The following is a 25,172-nucleotide window of genomic DNA, read 5'->3' as shown; positions in this document are numbered from 1 at the left end:
TTTAGCAGATTAACTTTTCTTATATTTTGTTACGAATTCTCTTATTTCTTCTTTTGTCTGATACCCTTCCAAACGATCTTTCTCTTTTCCTGCTTCATAATAGATTATTGTAGGGGACTTCTCCAACTTTTGGTTTTCAAAAAACTTCACATTGAGGTTTCCTTCCTCATCCGCATCCATAGCTAACATATCGAATTTTTCAGTCTCAATTACTTCGTTGATAAATGGCTTAACTTCATGGCAAACTGCGCAGCTAGCTTTATAAACATATATCATAAAATCATTTTTATTATTAATATTTTCTTCATAGTTCTGAAGTGATATTTTGCTATACTTAGGTTTTTCCAACGCTTCTGAGTTTAGTACCCAAACCAACATAAATACAGCAACGACAGCAAGCGTAATGGATATTAATTTTTTATTCATAATTAAAGTCCTTTCTATTAACAGTTTCGTAGATACGTCTATCTTTAAAAATAATTTTACGATCAAATTGTTCAATTAAATTAGTATTATGTGTTATATAAATGATTGTAGCTTTCATATCGATCATATGATCATATATTCTTTTCAAACTTACTTCATCTACATTGCTTAAAGCTTCATCTAGTATAATTACAGAAGGATTTAACAGAATCAATCTAGCATAGGCAAGTCTTTGTCTCTGACCAGAAGATAGATTAGTCCCATTCTCAGTGATCAGATAATCTAAACCGCCTGGTAGAGTTTCTATAATTTCAAGGCACTCAGCTAATCGACACGCATTTAGTATTTCTCCATCGCTTATATTCTCTCCCATTACCAAGTTTTCTCTAATGGAACCTTTAAATAAGAAAGGAGCTTCACCAATTAACATCATTTCTTTACGAAGACTTTCTTCAGAATAATCTGTAATATCCTTACCATTAATCCGAATTTGATTTGGTTTGGATTCATACAAACCAACAATAAGTTTGGCAAATGTACTTTTTCCTGCACCGCTCTCTCCTACGCAAACCACCTTATCTCCAGCATTAACATTAAGGTCAACTTCTTCAAACACAGTTTTGTTATTTGGAAATTGGTACGACAGATCGTTGATGTTAATCGTATTGACATGTTCTAAATTTAATTTATGCTCACTTAATTTTCGCTCTGGGTATTTTAAAATATCCGTATATCTCGAAACAGATACAACAGCTTTTTGAAAATCAGATTGTAGTGTTAACAAGCCTTCTAAGGAACCCATCATGAAACTAACTAAAGAATTAATAAATAGTAAGTCTCCTAATGTCAACGAGTCTGCTATGATCTGCTGTGCACCTATAGAAATGAATACTACAAAAAAAATGCCTTGAACTAAAAACTTACACGTCGAAAAGAGATTATCATTCTTCTGATCTTTCAAGAGCGCTTTTAGCTGTTCTCCAAATACACCTTGAAATCGATTTATGAAATACTTCTTTTTATTTAGGGAGAATATTGTAGGCATAAATTTTAAAAAATGTACTAAATAAGAATTAGTTTCAGCCTTTGTGAGCATTAAATCTCTACTTCGGACTTGAATAGAACCATAAAATAATACGGTCAGTGCTCCCAGTATAAGAATAAAAGCTAATAGAACAATAAAAAGAATCGAATTAAATTTGTAAATAATAAAACCAAGTGAAAGAACAATTACGAAATCTAAAAGAGCAGACACAAATGTAACACTTATAAAACCTCTTATAAAAGAAACATCGTTAAACCTAGAGATAACTTCCCCATCAGCCCTGTTCTCAAAAAAATTAATCTTTAACTTAATTAATTTTTCGAAATATTTATTAGATAATGATTTATCTAGATTATTAGATAGTTTGATAATAAGCTTTCCTCGTAGATAAATGAACAACCCATGCAGTAGCACTACTCCTACGAAAACAAGACATAACTGAAATATAAAATTATCTAAACTGCGTGGAATAATATAATCTACAACTAATTTAAAATAAAAAGATCCTACAATGGCTAAAATTACAATGATCACTGAGATTAAAAAGGAAAATAGTATACTCAGCAAATTGTTCCTTACAATATCCTTAATCAAAATAAAAAAAGAACTCTTACTAGATTCAGATTTCACTGAAGAAAACTGACCTTCTATCAACAGAAAAATCCCATTTGACATTTTCTGAAATTGAGATAGTGATATGTTTGTAATCCCTTCATTACTTGGATCACTTATTTTCAATTTATTCGTTTTAGAATTCCATTCATAAACTACCACGTAGTGACCTTGGTTATTTACACTACATAAGGATATAAAAGGAAATTTTATATTCTCAAGAACCTCGGACATTCTGTTTTTGTCTACTTCAACAATTCGAGTTTTTAGATGATTTTCAATACTTAATAAAATTACCATTTCTCTTAAAGAGTATCTATTCTCTGAGGGCAAATAATCAGAAAGATAATCAACACTATAATCATATCCATAATATCGGTAGACTGAAGAAGCGCAAGCTATGCCACAGTCGTACTTTCCTATTTGCTTGGTATGAAAAAATTTTACTTTGGACACAGTACACTTCCTTTATGACATAGAACTCTAGTGCTCATATATAAATTTAAATTTTTTATTTATCAAATTATTAATTAACCGCAAATCAATCAATATTAAAATTCATAACTAAAAAGAAATTTCATATTAAATGAAATTTCTTTTTAGTTATTATGACTATATGGTTTTAACAGTATTTACGGAAGTATTCACAATTTGCTGCAGTACTTCCACATCCCCATCTTTCACTTGCTGTGCTCGCACACAATGTCCAGAAATATGCACATTGAGCTGCTCCAATACCACTACCGCCGCTACTACCACCAACACCAGCTCCAGCTGCATTGTCTCCACCTTCAAAAAGGTCTAATTCATTCAAATCCAATTCTCTCATTAATTCCTTCATCATACTTACCTCCCAATATTTAATAATTAACCTCCTATAATATACCATATAAAATTTAAAAATTCAATTATAAATTTTTATATTATGACATTTATAGAAAAAAAAGCCGATATCCACTGAATCGTAGATACCGGCAATATCGCTGCATGTACGCAGCCCTTTATGGAAAAAGAAAGACCTTAAACCCGGAGGAACCCCCGGCAAAATTACGCTTGAATGCTTTGAACGAGTTCAACCACTTGTTCAGCGGTTTGCATTTCTAAAGCTTTGGCAGCCAGTTCCTGCATGTCCGCACGGGACAATTTGGTGATCTGGCTACGCGCTGGCAGAATGGAAGTTGCGCTCATGCTGAACTCATCCAGTCCAAGACCAAGCAACAATGGAATTGCTGTTTCGTCTCCTGCCATCTCACCGCACATGCCAGCCCACTTACCTTCACGATGCGCTGCATCGATAACCATTTTGACCAAACGCAAAATTGCTGGGTTGTATGGTTGGTACAGATAAGATACACGCTCGTTCATCCGGTCAGCAGCCATCGTGTACTGAATCAGATCGTTGGTACCGATACTGAAAAAGTCCACTTCTTTGGCGAATTGATCCGCCATTACAGCTGTTGATGGAATTTCGACCATAATCCCGAGTTGAATGCTGTCTGAAACAGCGATACCTTCAGCAACCAGCTTTTCCTTCTCTTCGAGCAGGACAGCTTTGGCTTCACGGAATTCACCCAGTGTTGCGATCATAGGGAACATGACACGCAAGTTTCCGTGTACACTTGCACGTAACAATGCACGCAATTGGGTACGGAAGATATCCAGACGGTCCAGACACAGACGAACTGCGCGGAAGCCGAGGAACGGATTCATTTCTTTTGGCAGATCCAGATAAGGAAGCTCTTTGTCTCCGCCGATGTCGAGAGTACGAACTACGACAGGTTTACCTTCCATTTTTTCGAGTACCGCTTTGTAAGCATTGTACTGAATATCCTCGGAAGGAAGCTTGTCTCTGCCCATGTACAGGAACTCTGTACGGTACAGGCCTACAGCCTCCCCGCCGTTCTCCAGAACACCTGTAACATCGTTTGGTGTACCGATGTTAGCAGCCAGTTCCACATGAACGTTGTCCACTGTAACGGTTGGTTCGTCGCGCAGTTTTCTCCACTCCGCACGCTGTGCATCATACTGTTCCTGTTTGGCACGGTATTCAGCAACGACGTCGTCCGTAGGGTTAACCAGGACTTGACCATCCAGACCATCAACAATGATCAGGTCTCCTTGTTTCGCTTGAGCCAGAATGTCTTTTGTTCCAACAACAGCCGGAATCTCAAGGGAACGAGCCATGATGGCAGAGTGAGAAGTACGTCCACCAATGTTGGTAGCAAACCCTTTAACATATTGACGGTTCAATTGGGCTGTGTCAGAAGGTGTTAAATCTTCTGCAAGCACAATCACTTCTTCACTGATTTCAGCAGGGCTCATGAAGTCGATACCTAGCAAGTGATTTAGCACACGCTTCGTAACGTCACGCATATCCGCAGCACGTTCTTGCAGGTATGCACTCTTCATGTTTTCGAACATCGAAATGAACTGGGAAGCTGTTTCATTCAGTGCGAATTCGGCATTCACCATTTCATCCGCAATCTTTGCTTTCACCGGATCAATCAGTTCCGGGTCATCTAGGATGAGCAAATGCGATGCAAAAATCTCTGCTTTTTTCTCGCCGAGCTCTTGTAAAGTACGCTCTTTGATCGCCTCAAGCTCAGCACGGGATTTACCCAGCGCCGAGTCAAGTTTAGCGATCTCTGCGTCAACGTCGTTAATCTGGCGTTTTTCTACAGAGTAGTCAGGATGCTCCAAGATAAACGCCTTGGCGATAGCAATACCCGCCGAAGCCGCGATCCCGGAAACATTAAGCATTAATTTCGCCCAACCCTTCGTTAACCATAACGTCTGTCAAAGCTTGAAGTGCTTCAGCTTCGCCTTCACCTTCAACGATGATGCTGATGGTGTCACCTTGCTCCAGACCGAGGGAAAGAACGCCCAGAATGGATTTCAATGTTACTTTTTTGCCGTTAGCTTCTGCGAAGGATTCAGCACCTTTGAATTTGTTTGCTGTATTAACCAGGGCAGTTGCCGGACGTGCGTGGATACCATCTTCGTCTGTAATTCTGAATGTTTGTTGCATTACAATCATCTCGCTTTCGGTAGTTTAGTTTAGGCATTGCGTATATTTACACTTGCTTGCCATCGTTGGAACAGTTCTTATTTTATCTCAATGATCGGCTGATCGCCAACTTTGAGCACGCCACTCTTCTTCAAAGTGACGGTAGAGCCTTCTGGCAGGTTGGTGAATATCACCGGAGAAATGATGGATGGAGCGTTCGCTTTGACATACTCCAGATCCACTTCCATGATCGGTTGCCCTGCAGATACCAGGTCACCTTCCTGAACCAGTACGTTGAAACCTTGGCCTTTCAGTTTCACCGTATTGACACCTATGTGTACAAGCACTTCTTTACCGCCGTCAGACATAATGCCTACAGCGTGTTTGCTTGGAAATACATTAAACACTTTACCATACACAGGGGATGTAATCGTTCCGTCATGTGGCAATATGGCGAACCCGTCACCTGTCATTTTTTCAGCAAAGACCGGGTCAGGTACATTCGTAATATCCATCAGTTCACCATTGACTGGCATCACGATATCCTCTGCCACAATGCGTTCACCTTGTTCTCCTTGTGCCTTCTCCTCTTCAGGAGTCGGTTTAACGTCAGCGGCTGGAGTTGGTGAAGGTGTACGTCCTGCAATGATATCTTGCATTTGGGACTTGATCGTATCGGAACGTGTTCCGAAGATGGCTTGAACATTATTACCCACTTCAAGCACACCAGATGCACCCAATTGCTTCAGACGATCTTTTTGCACGTTGGATTTCTCATTCACTTCAATCCGCAGACGAGTGATACATGCATCTAGATGTTTAATATTTTCCTTACCGCCAAAGGCTTCAAGGATATTGTGAGGCAGATCGTCCGTGGAACCTGAAGAACCGCCGGATGCCATTTCTGCAGATGCCTCTTCACGTCCAGGTGTTTTGAGGTTGAACTTGCGGATAATAAATCGGAAACCGAAATAATAAATCACTGCAAGGATCAAACCGACGATAATAACGTCCCACCATGGTGTACGGTTCTGGAACACACCAAAGATTAAGAAGTCAATTAACCCACCTGAGAAAGTCATTCCAATTTTAACATTTAGGAGTTGCATTGTCATAAATGACAATCCTGCAAACAAACAATGGATACCAAACAATACAGGTGCAACAAACAGGAATGAGAACTCTAATGGTTCAGTTATACCTGTTAGAAACGATGTTAAAGCAGCTGAACCCATGATACCTGCAACATATTTTTTGTGCTCGGGTCTAGCTTCATGATACATAGCTAAAGCAGCAGCGGGAAGTCCAAACATCATAAAAGGATATTTCCCCACTTGGAATGTGCTTCCAGTCAAGGTTACGTTATCTTTTAATTGTGCAAAAAAGATATTGTAATCCCCTTTTACAATTTGCCCCGCCTTGTTTACATATTCACCAAATTCAAACCAGAAAGGTGAATAGAAAATATGGTGGAGTCCAAACGGAATCAGCGCTCTTTCAATGACACCAAAAATAAACGTTGCCAGTGTTGGATTTGAATCAACCATCAGATATGAGACTGCATTCAAACCTTGTTGAATTGGCGGCCAAACGACGACTAACAATAACCCTAGGAACATTGAGGCTACTGCTGTAACAATAGGCACAAATCTTTTCCCAGCGAAAAACCCTAAATAAGAAGGCAACTCAATTTTGAAGAATCGATTATACATTGTTGCAGCTAGCACACCAACTATAATACCTCCAAACACTCCTGTACTAAGTGTAGGAATTCCCAAAATATTAGCGTACCCTGCTCCAGAATTAACTAATGCAGGCGTAACACCAACAGCTGTCCCAAGAGTTACATTCATTACTAGGTATCCAATTATCGCAGCTAACCCAGCAACCCCTTCTCCACCAGCGAGACCGATCGCAACTCCAACCGCGAACAACAGTGCAAGATTGTTAAATACAATTTGTCCTGCATTCATCATAATTGTTGCGAAGCCGTTGACCCATTGATGATCTAATATCGGTGCATACTCCAAAAAGTTAGGATTCACCAGCATGTTACCGATTCCGAGCAACAAACCAGCAGCTGGCAGAATCGCTACAGGCAACATAAGAGCTTTACCTACTCTTTGCAATACACCAAAAAGCTTCTTAAACATGGCGTTGTATTCTTCCTTTCGTTTCAAATCTGTAGGTCGTGATGCAAGCAAGGGAACACAAAAAAGGCATGAACTAATAAAAGTGAACTGTGCTAACCTTGGGGTATAGCATACCCCTAATAAGGTAGAACAATCACACTCTAATTAACTCATGCCTGATCGAGTCAGTAACACGTCGCTTATGTTTATTCAGTTGCTTGATTACGGTCACCATTGTAGCACCACTTCAAACGCATTGCAAGCCTTTACAGAAAAAAACGTAATTCCGCTAAAATTTCTGACATGATTTCACTTATTCTCTTCTTCTTTCCGCTGATTCAGCCGTTGCAGATGAATGGTTAAATAACCAACTTCTGCCGGATATACAGGCAGCTTCAAGCGCTTTTCCATCACTTTAGTGAGCTTCCATGCAAGCGAGTACATTTCGGGATATTCTAATTTGAGCAAGGAATCCAGTTTGTGCAGTTCCTCCACCTTATCTCCACGGCGCACACGTTCCAGGGCAAACCGAAGATGAGTTAACAGACGGGAATAATCCAAAGACTGCGTTTCGAAGGAATAGTCGAGTTGGTCTGCAACCAGGTTCACCAGATCCGTAATTAATTGAGAATGCTCCCGCACCTGGGAGATATTCTGGTTTGTCATCGCACTATAGATATGCAAAGCAACAAACCCGATCTCATCCTGGCCGAGATCTACGTCCATCTTTTCCTTAATTAAACGAACTGCATATTCTCCCATACGGTACTCGTCTGGATAAATCTCTCTTGTCTCATATAAAAAAGGATTTTGAATGATAATACCCTGCTCTTTGCGTTTCAGCGCAAAAGAGATATGATCCGTTAAGGCAATATGAATATGTTCATTAAGCGGAACGTCCGTATGCTCTGCGATATACGTAATGACTTCGTTAATAATCTCGATTAAAGCCTCATCCACCTGCGGAAGGAGTTGCTTGTATTGCTCCTGCTCCTGCTGGTTTTTCAAAATAAACATCTTCTCCACAGCCGTCAGTGGGATATCATCATTCGGCTTCCGGTTAAATCCGATGCCCTTTCCGATGACCACAACTTCGCCGTGCTCAGGATGCTGTGCAATAATTACATTATTATTTAACGCTTTATCTACATGCAGGCTGCTCATTTTTGCACCTCTTTTTTTCACACCATCTTGGATGTGCCTAACACATCTTCAACCAAACCAAAAAACATCCGGAGCGGGCAAACCGCGCCGGACGTCTCGCTTAAAAAGTAACAAAAATTCGCCTTAAGGTCAATAGACCCGCCATGTAATTACGTTGCCAGTTCTTACTCTTTACTATCACTACGCTCTACAATGCTCTCGATAATAGGTGACGTCTGTTTTACTGATTCACTCGAATGCACGGCGACTGGTGAAGCTGTTTTCGATTTGGTCAACCCTTTGATCAGTTGCTCCACATCGATGCCTGACACACTTTTCAACATCTCAGGTGCAGTCGCCATCAGTTCCGTGACGTAGTTGCTGACACGCGCAGCCCCCTCACCTTTACCTGTATCTACTACCGTCAACTTGTCAATCGAGGAGATTGGCTCAGCGATTTTACCAGCCAGTTCAGGCAACATTTTGACAATGATATCGAGTACCGCAGCTTCGCCAAACTTCTGGAACGCCTCAGCCAATTTTTCTTTGGCTTCGGCTTCGGCAAGACCGCGCAGACGAATAACTTCTGCATCAGCTGTACCTTTAGCCCGTTCAGCATCCGCAATGGCCTGACCCTCAAGTCGTTTCTGCTCGGCTGTTGCTTTGGCTTGGGTTTCGATGGAGTATTGAACTGCGTCGGCTTCACGCATCCGTTTTGCTTTATCCGCTTCCGCAGCCTGCTCAACGGCATATCGATCTGCTTCCGCTTTTTTCTTCACTTCCGCATCATATTGTTTTTCACGCACCGTAATTTCTTTTTCCTGCAGGTCAATCTCACGCTCTTTACGTACGAGTTCAACTTTCATCTGTTCTTCAACAACCGTTTGTCTAGCACGCGCTTCATGGATATGATACGCCTGATCGGCTTCCGCCTTGGCTGTATCCTGATCACGTTTAAAGGCTGCGACTTTCAGTTCTTTCTCTTTGGCTGCCTCAGCAATATTGGTATCACGAAGCAGCTCTGCTTTTTGTCCTTGCTCTTCAGCATTTGCCTTCTGAATCCGTGCATCCCGCATCGCTTCCGCTTCGGCAATTTCGGCATCCCGTTTCACAGCTGCGATTCTCGGTTTACCAAGTGCATCCAAATACCCTTGCTTATCACGGACATCCTTAATGGTAAAGGAAACGATCTGCAGACCCATCTTTTTCAAATCCCGGGCTGCCACGCCTTGAACCTCTTGAGCAAAACGATCTCTGTTCCGGTATACCTCTTCCACTGTCATCGTACCGAGAATGGCCCGTAAATGCCCCTCCAGCACTTCCTGTGCTTCGCCCCTCAGCGCATCAACCGGTTTGCCGATAAATTGCTCAGCAGCCGTTGCAACGTCTTCTACAGCGCTTCCGACCTTGATGATCGCCACCCCGTCAGCAATAACTGGAACACCCTGTTCCGTGTATACTTCAGGAGTGGAGACATCGAGCTTGTGTGACAGCAACGAAATAAATTCAGACTGCTGGAACACAGGCAGGATGAACGCACCGCCACCGCGCACGATTTTGATTTTACGTCCAGACTCATCTTCTGAAATATTTTTGCTACCCAAGAATGAACCGGTTACAATCATCGCTTCATCAGGACCTACCGTTTTGTATCTGGCCCAGAAAGCTAAACCCAGAATCAAAATCACACCAACAACCACGACAGGAATTAACAATACATCCCAATCCAGATTCCCCATTCACATCTCTCCCCTTATCTCGTAAGTATAAAAAATCATTTCCGCTACCGTCAGTTCCCGACATGATTAGGAAATTTCACTGACCTAGACATCCTTAAGTACATCTTCTTCCCACTCGGATACGCGTAATACGCCGTCCACCACATCGATGACAACCACTCGTGCCCCCACCGCAATGGGAAGCTGTTCGAAGCTGGACGCTGTCTGAATGGTGTTGCCCGATGCAAAACGAATCATGACTTCACCAAATCCGTTTGCCGGTACCGGAATCGTGATTTCACCAATTTTGCCCGCTAACTCCTTCATGGAAAAACCAATTGAAACGTCACTGTTACGCATCGGCTTGATATATGCGAAAAATACCAGCATGGCTGCAGCAATACCGATCAGCAGGGATAAGATCAGATTCGACATCACACTAAGAGAGCTGTACCGCGTCAGTAGTATGCCTGCTCCACCAAAAGCAGTGATGGATCCCGCCAGTACAACAGGTTTAAAAAAATCAACACCAGGCATTTCGAAAGCACCATCCAGCAAACCGTCAATCAAGTCACCTAGCACCAGACTCACAATGGCAAAAACGGCTCCTCCGATGAGACATCCCCAATAGATTGCTTCCATCCCCTCTTCCTCCTCTCCGCTGCAATTTCTCCCAACTGTGCATCCCACATGTAAATAAATACGTACATCTAGGCATAATGTTTCAAAATCTTTCCTGAGTTGTATCGAGAAACCGCTAATGGGTATTAGCATCATAATATTCAGGATTGCTCCATTTTTCTATTCCATGCGAATTCACAGTGTGGGATACAGAAGTGATTCGTAGTAGTTTAGGCATTAAAAAAACGCAAGCCTCCAACAGGAGACTTGCGTTTATATCAGTAGTCCAATGAATATTAAGCTTATACACCAAGTTCCTTATTTCATTTACAGCGAAGCTTTGTAGATGGATACCACATCTTCACGTTGCAGCTTTTTGAAGTTACCGAACGGCCCAAATAGCATCGCTTTATCCGCCATAACCTCGATCTGACTGTCATCAATATCATAGTCAGCCAGACGGTTTGGTGCACCAATGGATGTCCAGAACTTGCTGAGAGCATCAATGCCTTCCTCGGCAATCTGTCTGTCGGATTTGCCTTCTGGGTTCACGTCAAACACGTTGATCGCAAGACGTTTGAAACGATCTACCTTCACATCGACGTTATGTCTCATCCAGTGCGGGAACAGGATTGCAAGTCCGCCGCCATGCGGGATATCATAAACCGCAGATACTGCATGTTCGATATTATGCGTTGCCCAGTCTCCTGCAAGTCCCATGTTCAGCACGCCGTTAAGCGCCATTGTTCCACAATACAGAATCGTTTCACGCAACTCATAATTCTCAAGGTCATCCACCAAACGAGGCGCTGCATCCATGACGGTACGCAGAATCGTCTCGCAGAAACCGAGTTGAACAGGTGTATTTGGGTCCAGATGGAAATAATGTTCCAACACGTGAGACATCATGTCCACCATACCGTATACCGTTTGATCCTTCGGCACCGTGTAGGTATTTACTGGATCAAGAATCGAGAATGCTGGGAAAGAATGCGCACTGCCCCAACCGAGCTTCTCTTGTGTTTCTTGGTTTGTGATTACGGAACCGGAGTTCATCTCTGAACCGGTTGCTGCCATGGTAAGCACTGTGCCGAGTGGAAGTGCATCTTGTGCAACAGCTTTACGCTGTGCAAAGTCCCACATATCTCCATCGTATTTCGCCCCAACGGCAATCGCTTTGGCACAATCAAGTACACTACCGCCGCCAACAGCAAGAATGAGCTCAATGCCATTCGTTTTACACAAGTCCACGCCTTTATGTACAGTGGACAGACGCGGATTCGGCTCTACACCTGCAAGCTCCGTTACTTCTGCTCCGATTTCCTTGAGCAACCCAAGCACTTGCTCATACAGTCCGCTGCGTTTGATGCTTCCACCGCCATATACAAGCAGAACCCGTTTGCCATATTTCGGCACTTCGGTTTTCAACGCTTCGAGCTGGCCTTTACCGAAGATTAGACGAGTTGGGTTATAAAATTGAAAAGATCTCATGATCTATAATCGCCTCCAATGGAGTTTAGTTTTTAGTGCAACCTCAATTATAGTCCCCCTTTTATAGAAAAACAAATCGATAGCCGCTCACTTTAGTTCAATCCATTGATCTTCAGATGTGCCTGAAGAAGCTCATTCACCGATGGCAACTCTTCGGATTTTGCCCATGTTTCGGCATCCCATAATCCTGCCTGATGAAACGCTCGTGGACAATGGATGAAGCATTCCTCCACTTCCACAAGGACAGCTGCTCCAATGGTTTTACCATCCCAGTTCATGCTTGTAATAAACGCCTCATCTTTTGTAATCCGAGCTGTTCCATTAATGCGAAGTACTTCATTTAATCCTGGAATCACAAACAACATGCCCACACCTGGATCTGACAAAATGTTTAACAAGGAATCGATTCGGCGATTGCCCGGGCGTTCCGGGTATACCAGTCTATAAGAGTCCAATACACGAACAAAGCCGGGTTCGTCCCCACGCGGTGATACATCACATTTTCCATCCTGATCCGAAGTGGACAAGAAGAACAACGGTGACTTTGCGATAAACGACTGAACATGCGAATCGACAAACGAGATGACTTTATTGCGCACACGTTCGCTGGATTCCCCAACCATGCTTTTAAGTTCCTTGGCATCTGAGATAAATGGAAGATGAAGCGGCTGCTTTTCCATATGAATTGTCCCCTTTCCATATGTAGTGTGGGTCATTCTAACTGTTCTTCTTTCGTTCCTTACTCCATTATACATCTCTAACCATGCCAAAAAGCACCCGTTCTCAATTGAACGGATGCCATATGGTCTCCTTACTCGGTATAGCCCATGCTGCTTACGAAGCGACGGAATGCCTGACGTCCAGCTTCATCATGTTTGTACACACCTGCATGCTCCAGAATTTCGGAGAATTTCAAACCTACCTGCTGTTGTACAAGTGTAACCGCTTCTTCCTTCGTCAAGCTGGAGCGACGCCCCTGCTTCAACTCTTCTGTCCACGGTAAATGTTTGTTCAGTTCATGATCAGCTGTCTGGGCAGCTTCTGCAAGCTCTGTATTTCCCGCCAAGATATCGGCAATGCCGTCCAGTTCTTGCTTCAGACGTCCCGGCAAAATAGCCAGTCCCATGACTTCGATCAAGCCGATGTTTTCTTTTTTCAGATGATGCATCTCGCGATGTGGGTGGAAAATGCCTTCTGGGTGCTCGTCATTTGTACGGTTGTTACGTAAAACGAGATCCATCTCAAACCCACCATCCGCACTGCGGCGAACAATCGGAGTTACCGTGTTATGAGGGACCTTCTCTCCGTCTACTTCGCTGAAGGCTTCGATCTCCACCGTGGAATCACTATACACCTTCCATGCTTCGTAGACCGCATTACCCGCTTCTAGCAATTCCGCAGGATCATGTGAATGCAGACGCATCACGGACATGGGCCATTTGACAAGGCTAAGTGTCAGCCCCGGCATATCCGCATGACGGAAGACCGCTTCTGGCTGTGCGTTTTGAATGGCAAACGTATGACGTCCACCCTGGAAGTGGTCATGGGTCAGAATGGAACCGCCCACGATTGGAAGATCGGCGTTAGACCCGATAAAGTAGTGCGGATATTCCTGAACAAAGGCAAGCAATCTGCGCAAGGTATCCTTCGTCAATTTCATCGGCACATGATCATGATGGAAAATAATGCAGTGCTCATTGTAGTACACGTACGGTGAGTATTGGAACAACCACGGCTCGTTATTAAGTTGCAGCGGAATGACACGCAGATTCTGGCGGGCCGGGTGATTCACCCGCCCAGCATAACCTACATTTTCACGACATAGCTGACATTTCGGATATACCGGAGGTGGAAGCAACTTCGCCATAGCGATTTCCTTTGGACTTTTCTCCGGCTTCGAAAGGTTGATCGTGATCTCCATCTCGCCATAAGCGGTATCCTGTGTCCAATAGACGTTCTTGGATACGCGATCCATTCGGATGTAGTTCGAGTTAATGGACAAGTCATAAAATTGCGATGTTGCCGCCTCAATGCCTTCCGTCTGCTCCGTATGGCGGAAAGCACGCACAACTTCTGATGGGCGCGCCATCAGATGACCCATAATTTTCGCATCCAGCAGGTCACGGAACGTGTCGCTATTTTCAGGAATGAGTCCAATGGTATATCCATAATCAATTAACGTGTCCAGCATGCTCTGCGGGCTCTCAGGGATTGTAGCATCCGGTTCACCGGCGTATGGCTCTGAGAATCCGAATTGTTCCATCAGCAGATTGCGGCTATAATCGTAATCCGCTTCCTCGATCAGTTTTTTCTGTAAGGCAAATGCGACCAGACGCTCAATGGCATGCAGTGCTTCCTGCTGCTCGGGTGTACGCTCTGTGGCCTCTGCTCCAGGTTGAGTCTGTGACATAAGATGTTCGCCTCCTAGTTTTTTCCGTAGCCTTCCGGGCGTGATTGATGCCAGTTCCATGCACTTTGAATGACATCTTCTAGATTTGTCCATTTCGGATTCCAGCCCAGAACGGATCTGGCTTTTGCAGATGAGGCTACTAATACAGCAGGGTCACCCGCCCGACGTGGTTCCTGAACAACCGGGATATCCAGGCCGGTCACTTTTTTTGCTGTTTCAATGACTTGTTTTACCGAGAATCCAGTGCCGTTACCCAGGTTGAACACGTTGCTGTTCTCCCCTTTGCGCAGGTAATCCACGGCACGCAGATGCGCATCAGCCAGATCGCTAACGTGGATATAGTCGCGGATACATGTGCCATCCTCTGTTGCATAGTCATCACCAAATACGGCGATATGCGAACGTTGTTTCAGTGCTGTTTGTAATACAAGCGGAATCAAGTGACTTTCCGGCTGGTGATCTTCACCGATTTTGCCACTTTCGTGTGCACCGGCTGCATTGAAGTAACGCAGGGAAACGTATTTGATATCTTGCACTTTGTCGAACCAGGACATCATGCGCTCCATCATCAATTTGGTTTCACCATATACATTCGTAGGCTCCGTACGGTCGCTCTCTTCGATCGGCACCTTCTCAGGCTCACCATAAGTTGCTGCTGTAGATGAGAAGACGATGCGACGAACGTTCGCCGCATTCATCGCTTCGAGCAGGCAAAGTGTGCCGAATACGTTATTGTCATAGTATTTAGCCGGTTCTTTCATGCTCTCGCCGACCAGCGAGTTCGCCGCAAAGTGAATGACGGCATCAATTGAATTTTCCGCGAACAGCTTCGTCAAGATTTCCTTGTCACGTAAATCACCTTCATACAGCTTACCGCCAAGCAATGCCTCGCGATGCCCTGTCTGCAAATTATCCAGTACAACGACTTCCTCGCCACGTTCAAGCAATGCTGCCACCGTATGCGAACCAATATATCCTGCTCCACCTGTCACCAAAATTGCCATTTCACTTCGCCTCCTTGAGTTCGTTAACACCTTCGCCTACACCACATACATAAAAATCACCTTTGAGACCCGTACGTGCTTCATACGCTGCACCCACTTCACTCACAAAACGCTCAACATCATTCTCGTGTACCAGAGACACCGTACATCCACCAAAACCTGCACCCGTCATACGTGCACCTAGTGTTCCTGGAATCCGCTGTGCTTCCTCGACCATGACATCCAGCTCATCGCAGCTAACTTCATACAGATCGCGTAGAGATTCATGCGAAGCATTCATCAACTGTCCAAACGTCTGCAAGTCATTATTCTGCAGCGCTTCTACGGATGCAAGGACGCGTGCATTTTCTTCCACAACGTGCCGGGCACGCTGTCTGACTTTCTCATCTTTGATCTGATCCTGTAAGGTATCAAACTGTTCCGGCTTCAATTGAGCCAGGTAATTCAGTGCAGGCAGCTGTTCCTTCAAAGTGGCAAGTGCCTGCTCGCATTGAGAGCGCCGCTCATTGTATGCCGAATCGACCAATCCACGACGCTTATTGGTGTTACCGATAATCAGTTTGTAAGCACCTGTGCGGAAAGGAACCTTCTCATACTCGAGCGTATCACACATCAGAAGAATCGCATGATCCTTAGCACCATTCGCTACAGCGAACTGATCCATGATGCCGCAGTTTACACCAACAAACTCATTCTCTGCTTTCTGGGACAAAAGCGCAAGTTCCACGGTATCGATGTCCGTGACCCCTTCCATCGATTGAATCGCATATCCGGTAAGCACCTCCAGAGATGCAGATGAGGAAAGCCCTGCGCCATTTGGAATTTCGCCATGATAGAGGAAATCATACCCTTTCTTGACTTTGATTCCTTTGCCTTGCAGTTCGACCATAACGCCAACAGGGTAGTCTGTCCACTCTCCCGTTCTCTCTTGACCAATGGAGGCCGTGTCCAGTGTTCCCTCGTAAGACATATTGGTCGAAGCCAGTTGCAATTGATTATCCGTACGTTCACGAATGAGCAACGTTGTGCCAAACTCAAGCGCGGCCGGAAGCACATAACCACCGTTGTAGTCGATATGTTCACCGATCAGATTCACACGCCCAGGGGCATGAAATACACGGATGTCCGCTCCACTTTCTCCGTACTTCTCAATAAACTTTTGTTGCAAATCAGTTACATTCAAAGCTGATGCACCTCGCCTCTTTGTTGTGGTTTTCTTAATGTTATTATACAAGGAAGCCACCTCTCTTGAAATGAAACCATGTGTGATTCATATGGATAAATGTGACCTTTAATTATATAATGATTCTAACGACTGAAGCTCTAATAATGGAAAGAAGGATTCCATATGAAAGATTCCAAATCAAATCCAGCAGAAGCATCCCATAATACAACCGGCTCGTCCAGCTCCAGGCTTTCACCGGAATCACCTATAAGCAAAAGCGGAGCACTTAGTTATTCGGTTGCCTCCAATCCCACCTATGATAACCGAGGGGCACTGCATGTCCTGTTTGCCGGCGCAAGCCAGACCCTCCCCGGACATGCACTTGGACCGAAGCTATATGATTATTATCTTTTGCATTATGTAGAAAAAGGAGCCGGTACGTTCCGTACGGAACTGCACACCTACGACCTTGCCGCGGGGGATTGTTTTTTGATCCATCCGGGACAACTGGTAAGCTACCAGTCCCATGCCCGCAAGCCATGGCAATACCGCTGGATTGCCTTCACAGGCAGTGAAGCTGCCCGGCACGTCGAACAGGCCGGGTTTAGGCCCGAGAAATCTGTTTTTCATGCAGGTACAGCCTGTGACATATCCAATTGGCTGTCGGTCATGCAAGATGCTTTTGCCGAGCGGAAAGAGAGCGCCCATTATACATCACTCGGTACATTGTATATGATTTTAGCCGAGGCCCAGACTCATCTCTCGGAGGGACAGACATTAACTTCAGGAGAATCCTCCATCCGGCGGACGGTGAAACAGATGATTCAATATATGTCCACTCAATACGCTTACCCTGTATCCATTGAACAAATGTCGGAGAGTCTCGGATATAACCGTGCATATCTATCGCGTATTTTCAAACAGGAAACCGGACTCACCCCTGTGACCTATTTGTTGAAACTACGGATCGACAAGTCACGTCAACTATTGCGGGAACGGCCAGATTTGTCGATTGAACAGGTATCTGCCTCTGTTGGTATGCCTGATGCTCTGTATTTTTCTAGGCAATTCAAACGTTTCCACGGCGAAGCCCCTACTCTCTATCGAGAGAAACTGCTCGCGCGTCCGTTACGCTCAAAAGGTACGTAAAGTCACTTCTTCAAATAAAAGAGAGAGCCTCACCTCGTAAGTATGAACAAAAAAACGGAATAACTGAATTATGATCACATGTTAAAAAAGTGCATCTTGCCTGTATGGCTAAGATGCACTTTTGGGTTGTGATTTATTTGTACGAGCTTCCCCATATATGGGACGGATGCTAATCTTTGTTTTTATTCGTAGACTCTGGTCGCAAAATCGACTCAATCCGCTCTAGTTCCTCTGCGGAAAACTCCAGCTGACTAAGCGCAGCTACGTTCTCTTCAATCTGAGACGGACGGCTTGCGCCAATTAGCGCAGACGTGACTCTTCCATTGCGCAGTACCCATGCCAGTGCAAACTGGGCAAGACTCTGGCCGCGGGCTGCTGCAATCTGATTCAGAGCACGTACCTTACGAAGTGTTTCGGGAGAGATATTATTTTCATTCAGAAATACAGAAGGGCCTTTGGCACGTGAATCTTCCGGAATGCCATTCAAATATTTGTTTGTAAGTACGCCTTGCTCCAATGGACAAAACGCAATGCTGCCTGCTCCATACTCATCCAGTACATCCTGAAGTCCATCCTCAATCCAGCGATCGAGCATGGAGTACCTTGGCTGATGAATCAGCAGCGGTGTACCGAGGCTTTTTAAAATCTCAGCCGCCTGTTTCGTTTGCTCTGCAGGATAATTGGAGATGCCAACATAGAGTGCCTTGCCTGAACGAACCATATGATCGAGTGCCATCATTGTTTCTTCCAGTGGTGTATCTGGATCATAACGGTGTGAATAAAATATATCCACATAATCCAGTCCCATTCGAGTTAGACTCTGATTCAGACTGGAAATCAAGTATTTGCGGGACCCCCACTCACCGTAAGGCCCTGGCCACATATAATATCCGGCTTTGGAGGAAATAATCAGTTCATCCCGGTATGGTTTCAGATCCTGAGCCAGCACCTGACCAAACAGTTCCTCCGCTGAACCTGCAGGTGGGCCATAGTTGTTTGCCAAATCAAAATGTGTAATCCCGAGATCAAACGCACGTGTAATCATGTTGCGTCCATTCTCTATACTGTTAATTCCACCAAAATTATGCCACAGTCCAAGTGAAATCGCTGGCAGCTTAAGGCCCGAACGTCCCACGCGGTTATATTTCATCGTTTCATAGCGTGTTTCAGCAGCTACATAGACCATCATGAATCCCTTCTTTCCACAGGTTCGCGCATCCTGATTCCAAGCCTGAGCCAGAGGATGCCCATAATTCCGTTCAATGCATTTAATAAAAGCTGGTTCACAACTTTGTATCAACCAATTAGCTGGTCTACACCCTTCATTACCTCGCCAATCGGCTCTGTAATCAGCAAATCTGCCCGGTGATCATAAGCAGTTGGTGTAGCATTGAGTAACACCGTATGTTTTCCCTGAAAATACGTAATTAATTGGGCTGCAGGATATACCGTCAGCGAAGTCCCACCTACAAGCAGTAAATCTGCTGAAGACAAGGCGTCGATGGCATGATATAACGTTGTCTGATCCAGTTCTTCTTCGTACAAGACTACGTCAGGCTTGACTACACCTCCGCATGACGAGCAACGGGGTACAACCTCTTTCGATTGCATAATGTCATGCAGCGAATAGAACTGTTTGCAATCCATGCAAGCATTGCGATGAACCGAACCATGAAGCTCCAGCACATGACTGCTGCCTGCCTTTTGATGCAGGCCATCTATGTTTTGCGTAATGACAGCGTGAAGTTTTCCCTCCTGCTCCAGCCTGGCAAGCAAACGATGACAACCATTCGGTTCCGCATCGGGATGAAGCATTTTCCCCCGGTAAAAATCATAAAAAATATCAGCGTGCTGATCAAAAAAATGTCGGCTTAACAGTTCCTCTGGAGGATAAGGGGAATGCTGCTCCGTCTGGTACAGTCCCGCAGCCGAGCGAAAGTCGGGAATCCCGCTTTCCGTTGAAGTTCCGGCTCCTCCGAAAAAAACGATGCGTGAGCTTTCCTGAATCCAGGCAGCCAGTTGCTCTGTTGCGTTCATCCTCTCTCCTCCTTTGATTTCCCTTATACATACGAACATCGAGCAGGATCTATAACACAATACCTAACTCATCATAATGACAAATGACGGCGTCTGCATCATGCAAATGCGCACTCTGGTCCAATTGAGGACAGTACCCCAAAGTATATGCTGCTCCTGCATGGCGTCCCATTTGCATATCACCGTTGCTGTCTCCAATGACTACAGCCTCATGAGGTTCAGCCGCTAATTCCCGGCATGCCAGCAGGAATGATTCACCATCGGGTTTGCCACGCGTTACCCGGTCACAGCCTACAATCGAACTGAAAAAGGAACGGATGCCCATCCAGTCCAGATGTGCTTCAGCCGCTGATGTACTGTCGGAAGTCACCACTGCAAGCTGAATGCCTGCTTCCTTACAACGTTTCAGTAGATCCAGTAAGCCAGGCATAGGTTCAGCGGATTTCCGCTCTCTTACAGACTTCATCGCTATACTTGAAAACTGGCGTATCGTTGTAATGGCTTCGTTCCATGGCGTACCGGCAGCATAGAGCTGTCCTGCCAGCCAGCCGTTACATTCATCTACAGTTGCAATGGCAAGCGGCCCTTGCACATCGTAGCCGCTGAGATGACCTTCCGAATCATGAACCGTACCCAGCACATGTTCGAGTTCCACGGTAAAAGAGGCATCACGTTCTCGCATCCATGCTTGCATTTGCACGAGCATACTCTCAGCCCAAGGGCCCCATAATTGAAGAAAATCCAGCAAGGTTCCATCTTTGTCAAACAGAATTGCCCTGCAGGGAATCTTTTCTCCCTGCACCTGTAGCAAAGCCACTTCCTTCACCTCCGCTGAAAATAAGACTACTTGATGGTATCTAACCAAGATAACAACGTTTTGACCGTCTGCTTCAGCTGATCCTCTTCACTAACTGAGGACTCACCATCTCCCTTCTGATGACCATAGTCACCAAACTGAGCGTGGTTCCCTCCTTCAACGGTGTAATACACGGTATCTGGTGGCAAATACATGCGTCCTGCCTGATACTTGGTCATATTCACAACTCCATCATTCGTGCCGAGAATGGATAGGGCTGGAATATCCAGCTGCTGTACACTTCCTTTTTCATCCGGATAGGACGCCAGGAAAAAAATGCCGTGAAGGGCATCTGGATGTGCCACTACATATCGTGCAGCCATGGAGCCCCCTAACGAGTGACCACCCATGACGAACTGCTCTTCAGGGTATGCTGCCAAAATATCATCGGCCAGATCGGGTTTAATCACAGCCAAATTTACCGGCATCTTAGCAATAATGGTATGATGACCAGCTGCAGCAAGCTCATGAGCAAGAGGAGCATAGCTTTCTGGTTTAACTAAACCGCCAGGATAGAAAAGTACACTTTTCCCATTTGCTTTAGGTTTATCCGGTTTAAAATCAATCCAGTTCTCCTGCTCACTGACGGTAACCCCGCCGGATGTTTCCATCGCAGCCTGTGCTACTTCCTGCGGGCCATAAGGCGTGAGCAACTTCCATGCAACATATCCGCAACCAATAACAATGAGCGCCAAAAGTACGAGCAGAAACTTGCCAATGCCCCTCTTCTTGCGCCCTGTATTATAACGATTTCTCAACATCATTCACCTTTCTACACTTCCGCAAATTGCCGCGGCTTATGGAAGCGGGAGCCTGCATGTCACAGGCTCCCTTCCATGTTGAAACATTATTCAGCCTTGGCTTTGCGATAAGCTTCCATATATTGTTCCGCTTTACGGCGGACATGAGTCAAATCTCCCGTCTTCACAGCTTCCGACGTCAGATCAGAGCCGATCCCGACAGCTACTGCTCCACCTTTGATCCACTCACCCAGATTGGACAAAGACACACCGCCTGTTGGCATGAAGTTCGCCTGTGGCATAGGGCCTTTCATCGTTTTGATAATAGATGGATCATACAGATTGCCAGGGAACAGCTTGATAATATCCACGCCAAGCTCCAGTGCACGCTGCACATCAGCAATGGTCATGACACCCGGCAGGATCGGAACGCGATACAAATTACATATCTGAACGGTCTCGGGGTTAAGAGATGGCCCTACGACAAACTCAGCACCTGACATAATCGCAGCTCTCGCCGTTTGCGCCTCAAGCACAGTTCCTGCGCCAATAATCGCGAATTTCTCCGGGTCTTGCGTATTCCAATGATACACACGGCTTAATTTTTCGATCGCTTTGAGCGCACCCGGAACGGTCATCGTAATTTCGATAACCTTGATCCCACCCGCAATTGCTTGCTCGGCCATAGCAATGACCTGGTCAGCTGAATCTGCGCGCAGAACCGCCACCACACCATTGTCCGTCATCTTTTGCAACAGTTGAAGCTTCTTCATTTCATTCTCTCCCTTGTCCATGTGGTGGTTGTGTATACAAACTTTACATTTTTAAAGAACGAAGATGAGTCATCCTGATTTTAACGCCACTTAACGCTCGACGTGAGCAACATTATTCAGCTTGGCCTCGACCTGTGCCCATGTCGGGAGTGCTTCCCAATCCCCGACGGCCTGGATAACCATTGATCCGTTCAAATTACCAAGCCTGGTCGCTTCCTGCGGAGTGTATCCTTTTAACAGACCAGCTAAAAAACCTGCACAGAATCCGTCTCCAGCTCCGACAGTGTCAAGAACCTGATCTGCTTTAAAGTACGGAACTTCCGTTAGGGTACCATCCGCAAGTACGTAGGTCAAATCAGGCCCACCCTTAACAATGCACACGGCATCCATGGCAGCTAAGCGTTCAAGCACCTTCTCATCGCTTTCTTCGTTATATAACAGTTTCATCTCATCCAAACCTGGTAAAAAGTAGTCAGCCTGTTCAGCCAAACGCAGTAATACAGGGCGAGCCTTCTCTGCTGACCAAAGCTTCAGGCGCAGATTCGGATCGAAGCTCACTTTCACCCCTGCCTGCTTGGCAATATGTATGGCGGCTTCAACCGTGGAAAGACCTGATTCGCTGATTGCTGCAGTAATACCTGTGACGTGCAAAATCTTGGCCCCGGCAATATATTCCGGATCTAGATCATCCGGTGTCATCGCACTTGCCGCGGATAACTTCCTATAATAATGCACCGAAGCTTTCCCGGAAGCGTTCTCACGAATCATCAAACCTGTAGGTTCATGATCACTTAATTTGGCCCGGGATACATCCACACCTTCGCCGCGAATAGCTTTTAGAATCATGTTCCCGATCGGATCGTTGCCAAGCCGTCCAAACCAGCCGCTGGTATGTCCAAGGCGTGCTACACCAATAGCCAGATTGCTTTCAGCACCTCCGAACGTCTTGTCTAGTGTAGCTGCATATTCAAGCCCTCTCGTATCTCTGGCCGTCAGCAACCCCATACTCTCCCCGAATGTAATAATATCAGGGCTTTGAAAGGGACTCGTTGACATATTGCCTTCCTCCTTAATATTGACTACCTCATCTTCTTCTACCATTGTCATCCCGTATGCAACCGTTGTCAATCCCGAAGCATTCTTTTTGTTGTCACATCTTTGAGAAAAGATAACGTTTACTAATGTGAAATAAATCACAATGATTGGATCGAATTCATATTAACCTTAGTACAGATGTATACAACGAATACAGATAGACTATTTTTCAACGAAGTTTTCGAGGGGGCTACATCATGAGAAAACAGATACTGATTCAGCATGATCAGGAATCTTTCTTTTACAATCTTCGCTTTATGTTAATTGTGTGCGTACTTGCGGGAAATGCACTGGAACCACTCATTACCCGCTTTGCCGGAGCAGAGGCATTGTTTCTGTGGATTTATACGTTTCATATGCCACTCTTCGTATGGGTGACGGGATATTTTGCCAAACCTTCTATCCAGGGTGTCTCGGGGCGCAACGTGCTGAAACAGATTGCATTACAATATCTTCTGTTTCAAACGTTATATGCATTGATGGATGCGACCGTGTTTCATACACCTCATATGCGCTTATCCTTCTTTGCACCGTACCTGTTGCTATGGTTCCTTGCCAGCCATTTCTGCTGGAGGTTACTTGTTCGGCTCACCATCTCCTGGCAACCTGTGTATCGATTGATTGCTTCAATCGCACTGGGAGTCATTGCCGGTTATTTGCCTGTCGACGGTTTTTGGCTCAGTTGTAGCCGCACCTTTGTGTTTCTGCCTTTCTTCGTTATTGGATATGACTATGGTGCAGCCATCCGTGCGCGCCTGCTCCCAGGCTGGGGCCGTAGAGTAGCCGCAATCCTATCCGTTGCTCTGCTGATTTATATTGCATATGGCGGTTTAAACATTCCGCAAGGATGGCTGTTTGGAAGCAAGACTTATGCTGAACTGGGGCATCAGGAGTGGTATGCAGGGATTTTCCGGCTTGGCGTGTATCTGCTGGAGATCATCTCCGCCACACTTTTCCTTGCCTGGGTTCCGAACTTGACCTCCAAACTGACAGACATGGGTCGTCGTACATTGTACGTCTTCCTTTTGCACGGCTTTCTTGTGCGGCTTGCAATCTGGTCAGGGATCTACAGTTATATGGGTAATGCACTGTTCATACCAGTTATCCTTGGTATTGCTGTGCTCTTCTCGGTTACTCTGGCTCACCCTCTTGTACGGCATACCTTTAAAGTACTCATCGAGCCGGACATCTCACGGATTTCATTTCACCGACATGGTGTTTTCAAGCGTTCTGCCTGAGGTTTCCCTCACGCCTAATATCCAACTGTTTCCATTTTAGTTGTTTCATACTGGAAAAACCGTGGTAATTCAGCATACACGAAGCAAAAAACAACTTAACATGGTAAGGAGTGATTTGTAATGGCACGAGGGCAAATGTCAGAACGCAAAATGAGCAGAGAAGAAGCCGGACGGTTAGGCGGGAAAGCTACATCCAGAAACCATGACCGGAGCTTCTACCAGACGATTGGTAAAAAAGGCGGTGAAGCTACTTCCGACGCCCATGATGCAGATTTCTACAAGGAAATTGGACGTAAGGGCGGCGAAGCCACTTCTGAAAACCATAGCAAGGAATTTTATCGCGAAATCGGTCGCAAAGGCGGAAGTAGTTAAACTAAGCTTTTTAAAATGTCTATATCATTAAAAGCATCCCCGCTTTTCGTTGAATTCAGAAGCCAATCTCCAGGTCAATGGAATGTGGCTTCTTTTTATATGTCTATTGAATGTAGAAATATGACGATGGTTGTGATA

General features: G+C 45.1%; 22 protein-coding genes and 1 pseudogene. 3 read left to right on the top strand and 20 right to left on the bottom strand.

Translation table 11 applies throughout. The features are described from left to right. Window positions 1-9 precede the first annotated feature (9 nt). The 14 genes from EC604_RS22900 to EC604_RS22835 form a co-directional block, all read right to left on the bottom strand. On the bottom strand, window positions 10-426 hold the full coding sequence (locus EC604_RS22900) for a thioredoxin family protein (protein ID WP_123066348.1): 417 nt from the start codon (window positions 424-426) through the stop codon (window positions 10-12). Next, window positions 419-2,539: a peptidase domain-containing ABC transporter gene (locus EC604_RS22895; RefSeq protein WP_123066347.1), complete on the bottom strand. Its 2,121-nt coding sequence runs from the start codon at window positions 2,537-2,539 to the stop codon at window positions 419-421. The genes EC604_RS22900 and EC604_RS22895 overlap by 8 nt, the downstream gene beginning before the upstream one ends. Before the next feature lie 166 nt (window positions 2,540-2,705). Beyond that, window positions 2,706-2,924, bottom strand: coding sequence for a sublancin family glycopeptide (sunA, locus tag EC604_RS22890; RefSeq protein WP_161557016.1), 219 nt, complete (start codon window positions 2,922-2,924; stop codon window positions 2,706-2,708). Window positions 2,925-3,130: 206 nt separating this feature from the next. Beyond that, window positions 3,131-4,843, bottom strand: coding sequence for a phosphoenolpyruvate--protein phosphotransferase (ptsP, locus tag EC604_RS22885; protein ID WP_123066345.1), 1,713 nt, complete (start codon window positions 4,841-4,843; stop codon window positions 3,131-3,133). After that, a complete protein-coding gene (locus EC604_RS22880; RefSeq protein ID WP_036617010.1) occupies window positions 4,836-5,111 on the bottom strand; it encodes an HPr family phosphocarrier protein in 276 nt (91 codons plus the stop codon). Before EC604_RS22880 ends, ptsP begins: the two co-directional genes overlap by 8 nt. Before the next feature lie 77 nt (window positions 5,112-5,188). Beyond that, window positions 5,189-7,243, bottom strand: a complete 2,055-nt coding sequence (ptsG, locus tag EC604_RS22875; RefSeq protein WP_123066344.1) for a glucose-specific PTS transporter subunit IIBC — start codon at window positions 7,241-7,243, stop codon at window positions 5,189-5,191. Between the two features lie 288 nt (window positions 7,244-7,531). Next, window positions 7,532-8,386: a glucose PTS transporter transcription antiterminator GlcT gene (gene glcT, locus EC604_RS22870; protein ID WP_123066343.1), complete on the bottom strand. Its 855-nt coding sequence runs from the start codon at window positions 8,384-8,386 to the stop codon at window positions 7,532-7,534. Between the two features lie 164 nt (window positions 8,387-8,550). Beyond that, window positions 8,551-10,104 carry a flotillin family protein gene (locus EC604_RS22865; RefSeq protein WP_123066342.1) on the bottom strand — a complete coding sequence of 518 codons (1,554 nt, stop codon included), beginning with the start codon at window positions 10,102-10,104 and terminating at the stop codon, window positions 8,551-8,553. A gap of 84 nt (window positions 10,105-10,188) precedes the next feature. Next, window positions 10,189-10,725 carry a protease gene (locus tag EC604_RS22860; protein WP_123066341.1) on the bottom strand — a complete coding sequence of 179 codons (537 nt, stop codon included), beginning with the start codon at window positions 10,723-10,725 and terminating at the stop codon, window positions 10,189-10,191. A gap of 306 nt (window positions 10,726-11,031) precedes the next feature. Further along, window positions 11,032-12,195, bottom strand: coding sequence for an iron-containing alcohol dehydrogenase (locus EC604_RS22855; protein WP_123066340.1), 1,164 nt, complete (start codon window positions 12,193-12,195; stop codon window positions 11,032-11,034). Window positions 12,196-12,287: 92 nt separating this feature from the next. Then, on the bottom strand, window positions 12,288-12,875 hold the full coding sequence (locus EC604_RS22850) for an MSMEG_1061 family FMN-dependent PPOX-type flavoprotein (protein WP_123066339.1): 588 nt from the start codon (window positions 12,873-12,875) through the stop codon (window positions 12,288-12,290). Window positions 12,876-13,006: 131 nt separating this feature from the next. After that, window positions 13,007-14,605: a UDP-glucose--hexose-1-phosphate uridylyltransferase gene (locus tag EC604_RS22845; RefSeq protein ID WP_123066338.1), complete on the bottom strand. Its 1,599-nt coding sequence runs from the start codon at window positions 14,603-14,605 to the stop codon at window positions 13,007-13,009. Between the two features lie 14 nt (window positions 14,606-14,619). Next, window positions 14,620-15,609, bottom strand: coding sequence for a UDP-glucose 4-epimerase GalE (galE, locus tag EC604_RS22840; RefSeq protein ID WP_123066337.1), 990 nt, complete (start codon window positions 15,607-15,609; stop codon window positions 14,620-14,622). Between the two features lies 1 nt (window position 15,610). Beyond that, a complete protein-coding gene (locus tag EC604_RS22835; protein WP_123066393.1) occupies window positions 15,611-16,792 on the bottom strand; it encodes a galactokinase in 1,182 nt (393 codons plus the stop codon). A gap of 165 nt (window positions 16,793-16,957) precedes the next feature. Here EC604_RS22835 and EC604_RS22830 point away from each other — a divergent pair, with 165 nt between their 5' ends. Further along, window positions 16,958-17,923, top strand: coding sequence for an AraC family transcriptional regulator (locus EC604_RS22830; protein WP_123066336.1), 966 nt, complete (start codon window positions 16,958-16,960; stop codon window positions 17,921-17,923). A gap of 169 nt (window positions 17,924-18,092) precedes the next feature. Here the strand turns inward: EC604_RS22830 and mgrA are convergent, their stop codons facing one another. The 6 genes from mgrA to EC604_RS22800 all read right to left on the bottom strand — a co-directional run bounded on the left by mgrA (window position 18,093) and on the right by EC604_RS22800 (window position 23,385). Further along, window positions 18,093-19,109 carry an L-glyceraldehyde 3-phosphate reductase gene (gene mgrA / locus EC604_RS22825; RefSeq protein WP_123066335.1) on the bottom strand — a complete coding sequence of 339 codons (1,017 nt, stop codon included), beginning with the start codon at window positions 19,107-19,109 and terminating at the stop codon, window positions 18,093-18,095. A 110-nt stretch (window positions 19,110-19,219) separates the two neighbouring features. Next, complete coding sequence (locus EC604_RS22820) at window positions 19,220-19,960, bottom strand: NAD-dependent protein deacylase (protein ID WP_123066334.1); 741 nt, start codon at window positions 19,958-19,960, stop codon at window positions 19,220-19,222. A 49-nt stretch (window positions 19,961-20,009) separates the two neighbouring features. Next, window positions 20,010-20,777 carry an HAD family hydrolase gene (locus EC604_RS22815; protein WP_123066333.1) on the bottom strand — a complete coding sequence of 256 codons (768 nt, stop codon included), beginning with the start codon at window positions 20,775-20,777 and terminating at the stop codon, window positions 20,010-20,012. Between the two features lie 26 nt (window positions 20,778-20,803). After that, window positions 20,804-21,577 carry an alpha/beta fold hydrolase gene (locus EC604_RS22810; RefSeq protein WP_429349652.1) on the bottom strand — a complete coding sequence of 258 codons (774 nt, stop codon included), beginning with the start codon at window positions 21,575-21,577 and terminating at the stop codon, window positions 20,804-20,806. An 86-nt stretch (window positions 21,578-21,663) separates the two neighbouring features. After that, window positions 21,664-22,329 carry a bifunctional 2-keto-4-hydroxyglutarate aldolase/2-keto-3-deoxy-6-phosphogluconate aldolase gene (locus EC604_RS22805; protein WP_123066331.1) on the bottom strand — a complete coding sequence of 222 codons (666 nt, stop codon included), beginning with the start codon at window positions 22,327-22,329 and terminating at the stop codon, window positions 21,664-21,666. A 90-nt stretch (window positions 22,330-22,419) separates the two neighbouring features. Further along, entirely contained in the window at window positions 22,420-23,385 is a 966-nt protein-coding gene (locus EC604_RS22800; protein ID WP_123066330.1) for a sugar kinase, read from the bottom strand. Window positions 23,386-23,621: 236 nt separating this feature from the next. Here EC604_RS22800 and EC604_RS22795 point away from each other — a divergent pair, with 236 nt between their 5' ends. Next, complete coding sequence (locus EC604_RS22795) at window positions 23,622-24,662, top strand: acyltransferase family protein (protein WP_123066329.1); 1,041 nt, start codon at window positions 23,622-23,624, stop codon at window positions 24,660-24,662. 135 nt (window positions 24,663-24,797) lie between these two features. Continuing rightward, window positions 24,798-25,031, top strand: a pseudogene (locus EC604_RS22790) (KGG domain-containing protein); the annotation flags it as partial. Between the last annotated feature and the right edge of the window lie 141 nt (window positions 25,032-25,172).

The organism is Paenibacillus amylolyticus, from assembly GCF_003719335.1.
GTDB classification, from domain to species: Bacteria; Bacillota; Bacilli; order Paenibacillales; family Paenibacillaceae; genus Paenibacillus; species Paenibacillus amylolyticus_D.
Note: the sequence above shows the minus strand (reverse complement) of the source record. Positions and strands in the feature narration are given on the sequence as shown.

Coding starts and splice junctions, on each gene's coding strand:
- EC604_RS22820 (WP_123066334.1), bottom strand. CDS start 19,960: ATGAACGCAACAGAGCAACTGGCTGCCTGGATTCAGGAAAGCTCACGC.
- EC604_RS22810 (WP_429349652.1), bottom strand. CDS start 21,577: ATGTTGAGAAATCGTTATAATACAGGGCGCAAGAAGAGGGGCATTGGC.
- EC604_RS22805 (WP_123066331.1), bottom strand. CDS start 22,329: ATGAAGAAGCTTCAACTGTTGCAAAAGATGACGGACAATGGTGTGGTG.
- EC604_RS22860 (WP_123066341.1), bottom strand. CDS start 10,725: ATGGAAGCAATCTATTGGGGATGTCTCATCGGAGGAGCCGTTTTTGCC.
- EC604_RS22830 (WP_123066336.1), top strand. CDS start 16,958: ATGAAAGATTCCAAATCAAATCCAGCAGAAGCATCCCATAATACAACC.
- EC604_RS22855 (WP_123066340.1), bottom strand. CDS start 12,195: ATGAGATCTTTTCAATTTTATAACCCAACTCGTCTAATCTTCGGTAAA.
- EC604_RS22845 (WP_123066338.1), bottom strand. CDS start 14,605: ATGTCACAGACTCAACCTGGAGCAGAGGCCACAGAGCGTACACCCGAG.
- EC604_RS22795 (WP_123066329.1), top strand. CDS start 23,622: ATGAGAAAACAGATACTGATTCAGCATGATCAGGAATCTTTCTTTTAC.
- EC604_RS22880 (WP_036617010.1), bottom strand. CDS start 5,111: ATGCAACAAACATTCAGAATTACAGACGAAGATGGTATCCACGCACGT.
- glcT (WP_123066343.1), bottom strand. CDS start 8,386: ATGAGCAGCCTGCATGTAGATAAAGCGTTAAATAATAATGTAATTATT.
- EC604_RS22850 (WP_123066339.1), bottom strand. CDS start 12,875: ATGGAAAAGCAGCCGCTTCATCTTCCATTTATCTCAGATGCCAAGGAA.
- ptsG (WP_123066344.1), bottom strand. CDS start 7,243: ATGTTTAAGAAGCTTTTTGGTGTATTGCAAAGAGTAGGTAAAGCTCTT.
- EC604_RS22800 (WP_123066330.1), bottom strand. CDS start 23,385: ATGTCAACGAGTCCCTTTCAAAGCCCTGATATTATTACATTCGGGGAG.
- ptsP (WP_123066345.1), bottom strand. CDS start 4,843: ATGCTTAATGTTTCCGGGATCGCGGCTTCGGCGGGTATTGCTATCGCC.
- sunA (WP_161557016.1), bottom strand. CDS start 2,924: ATGAAGGAATTAATGAGAGAATTGGATTTGAATGAATTAGACCTTTTT.
- EC604_RS22865 (WP_123066342.1), bottom strand. CDS start 10,104: ATGGGGAATCTGGATTGGGATGTATTGTTAATTCCTGTCGTGGTTGTT.
- mgrA (WP_123066335.1), bottom strand. CDS start 19,109: ATGGTCTATGTAGCTGCTGAAACACGCTATGAAACGATGAAATATAAC.
- EC604_RS22900 (WP_123066348.1), bottom strand. CDS start 426: ATGAATAAAAAATTAATATCCATTACGCTTGCTGTCGTTGCTGTATTT.
- galE (WP_123066337.1), bottom strand. CDS start 15,609: ATGGCAATTTTGGTGACAGGTGGAGCAGGATATATTGGTTCGCATACG.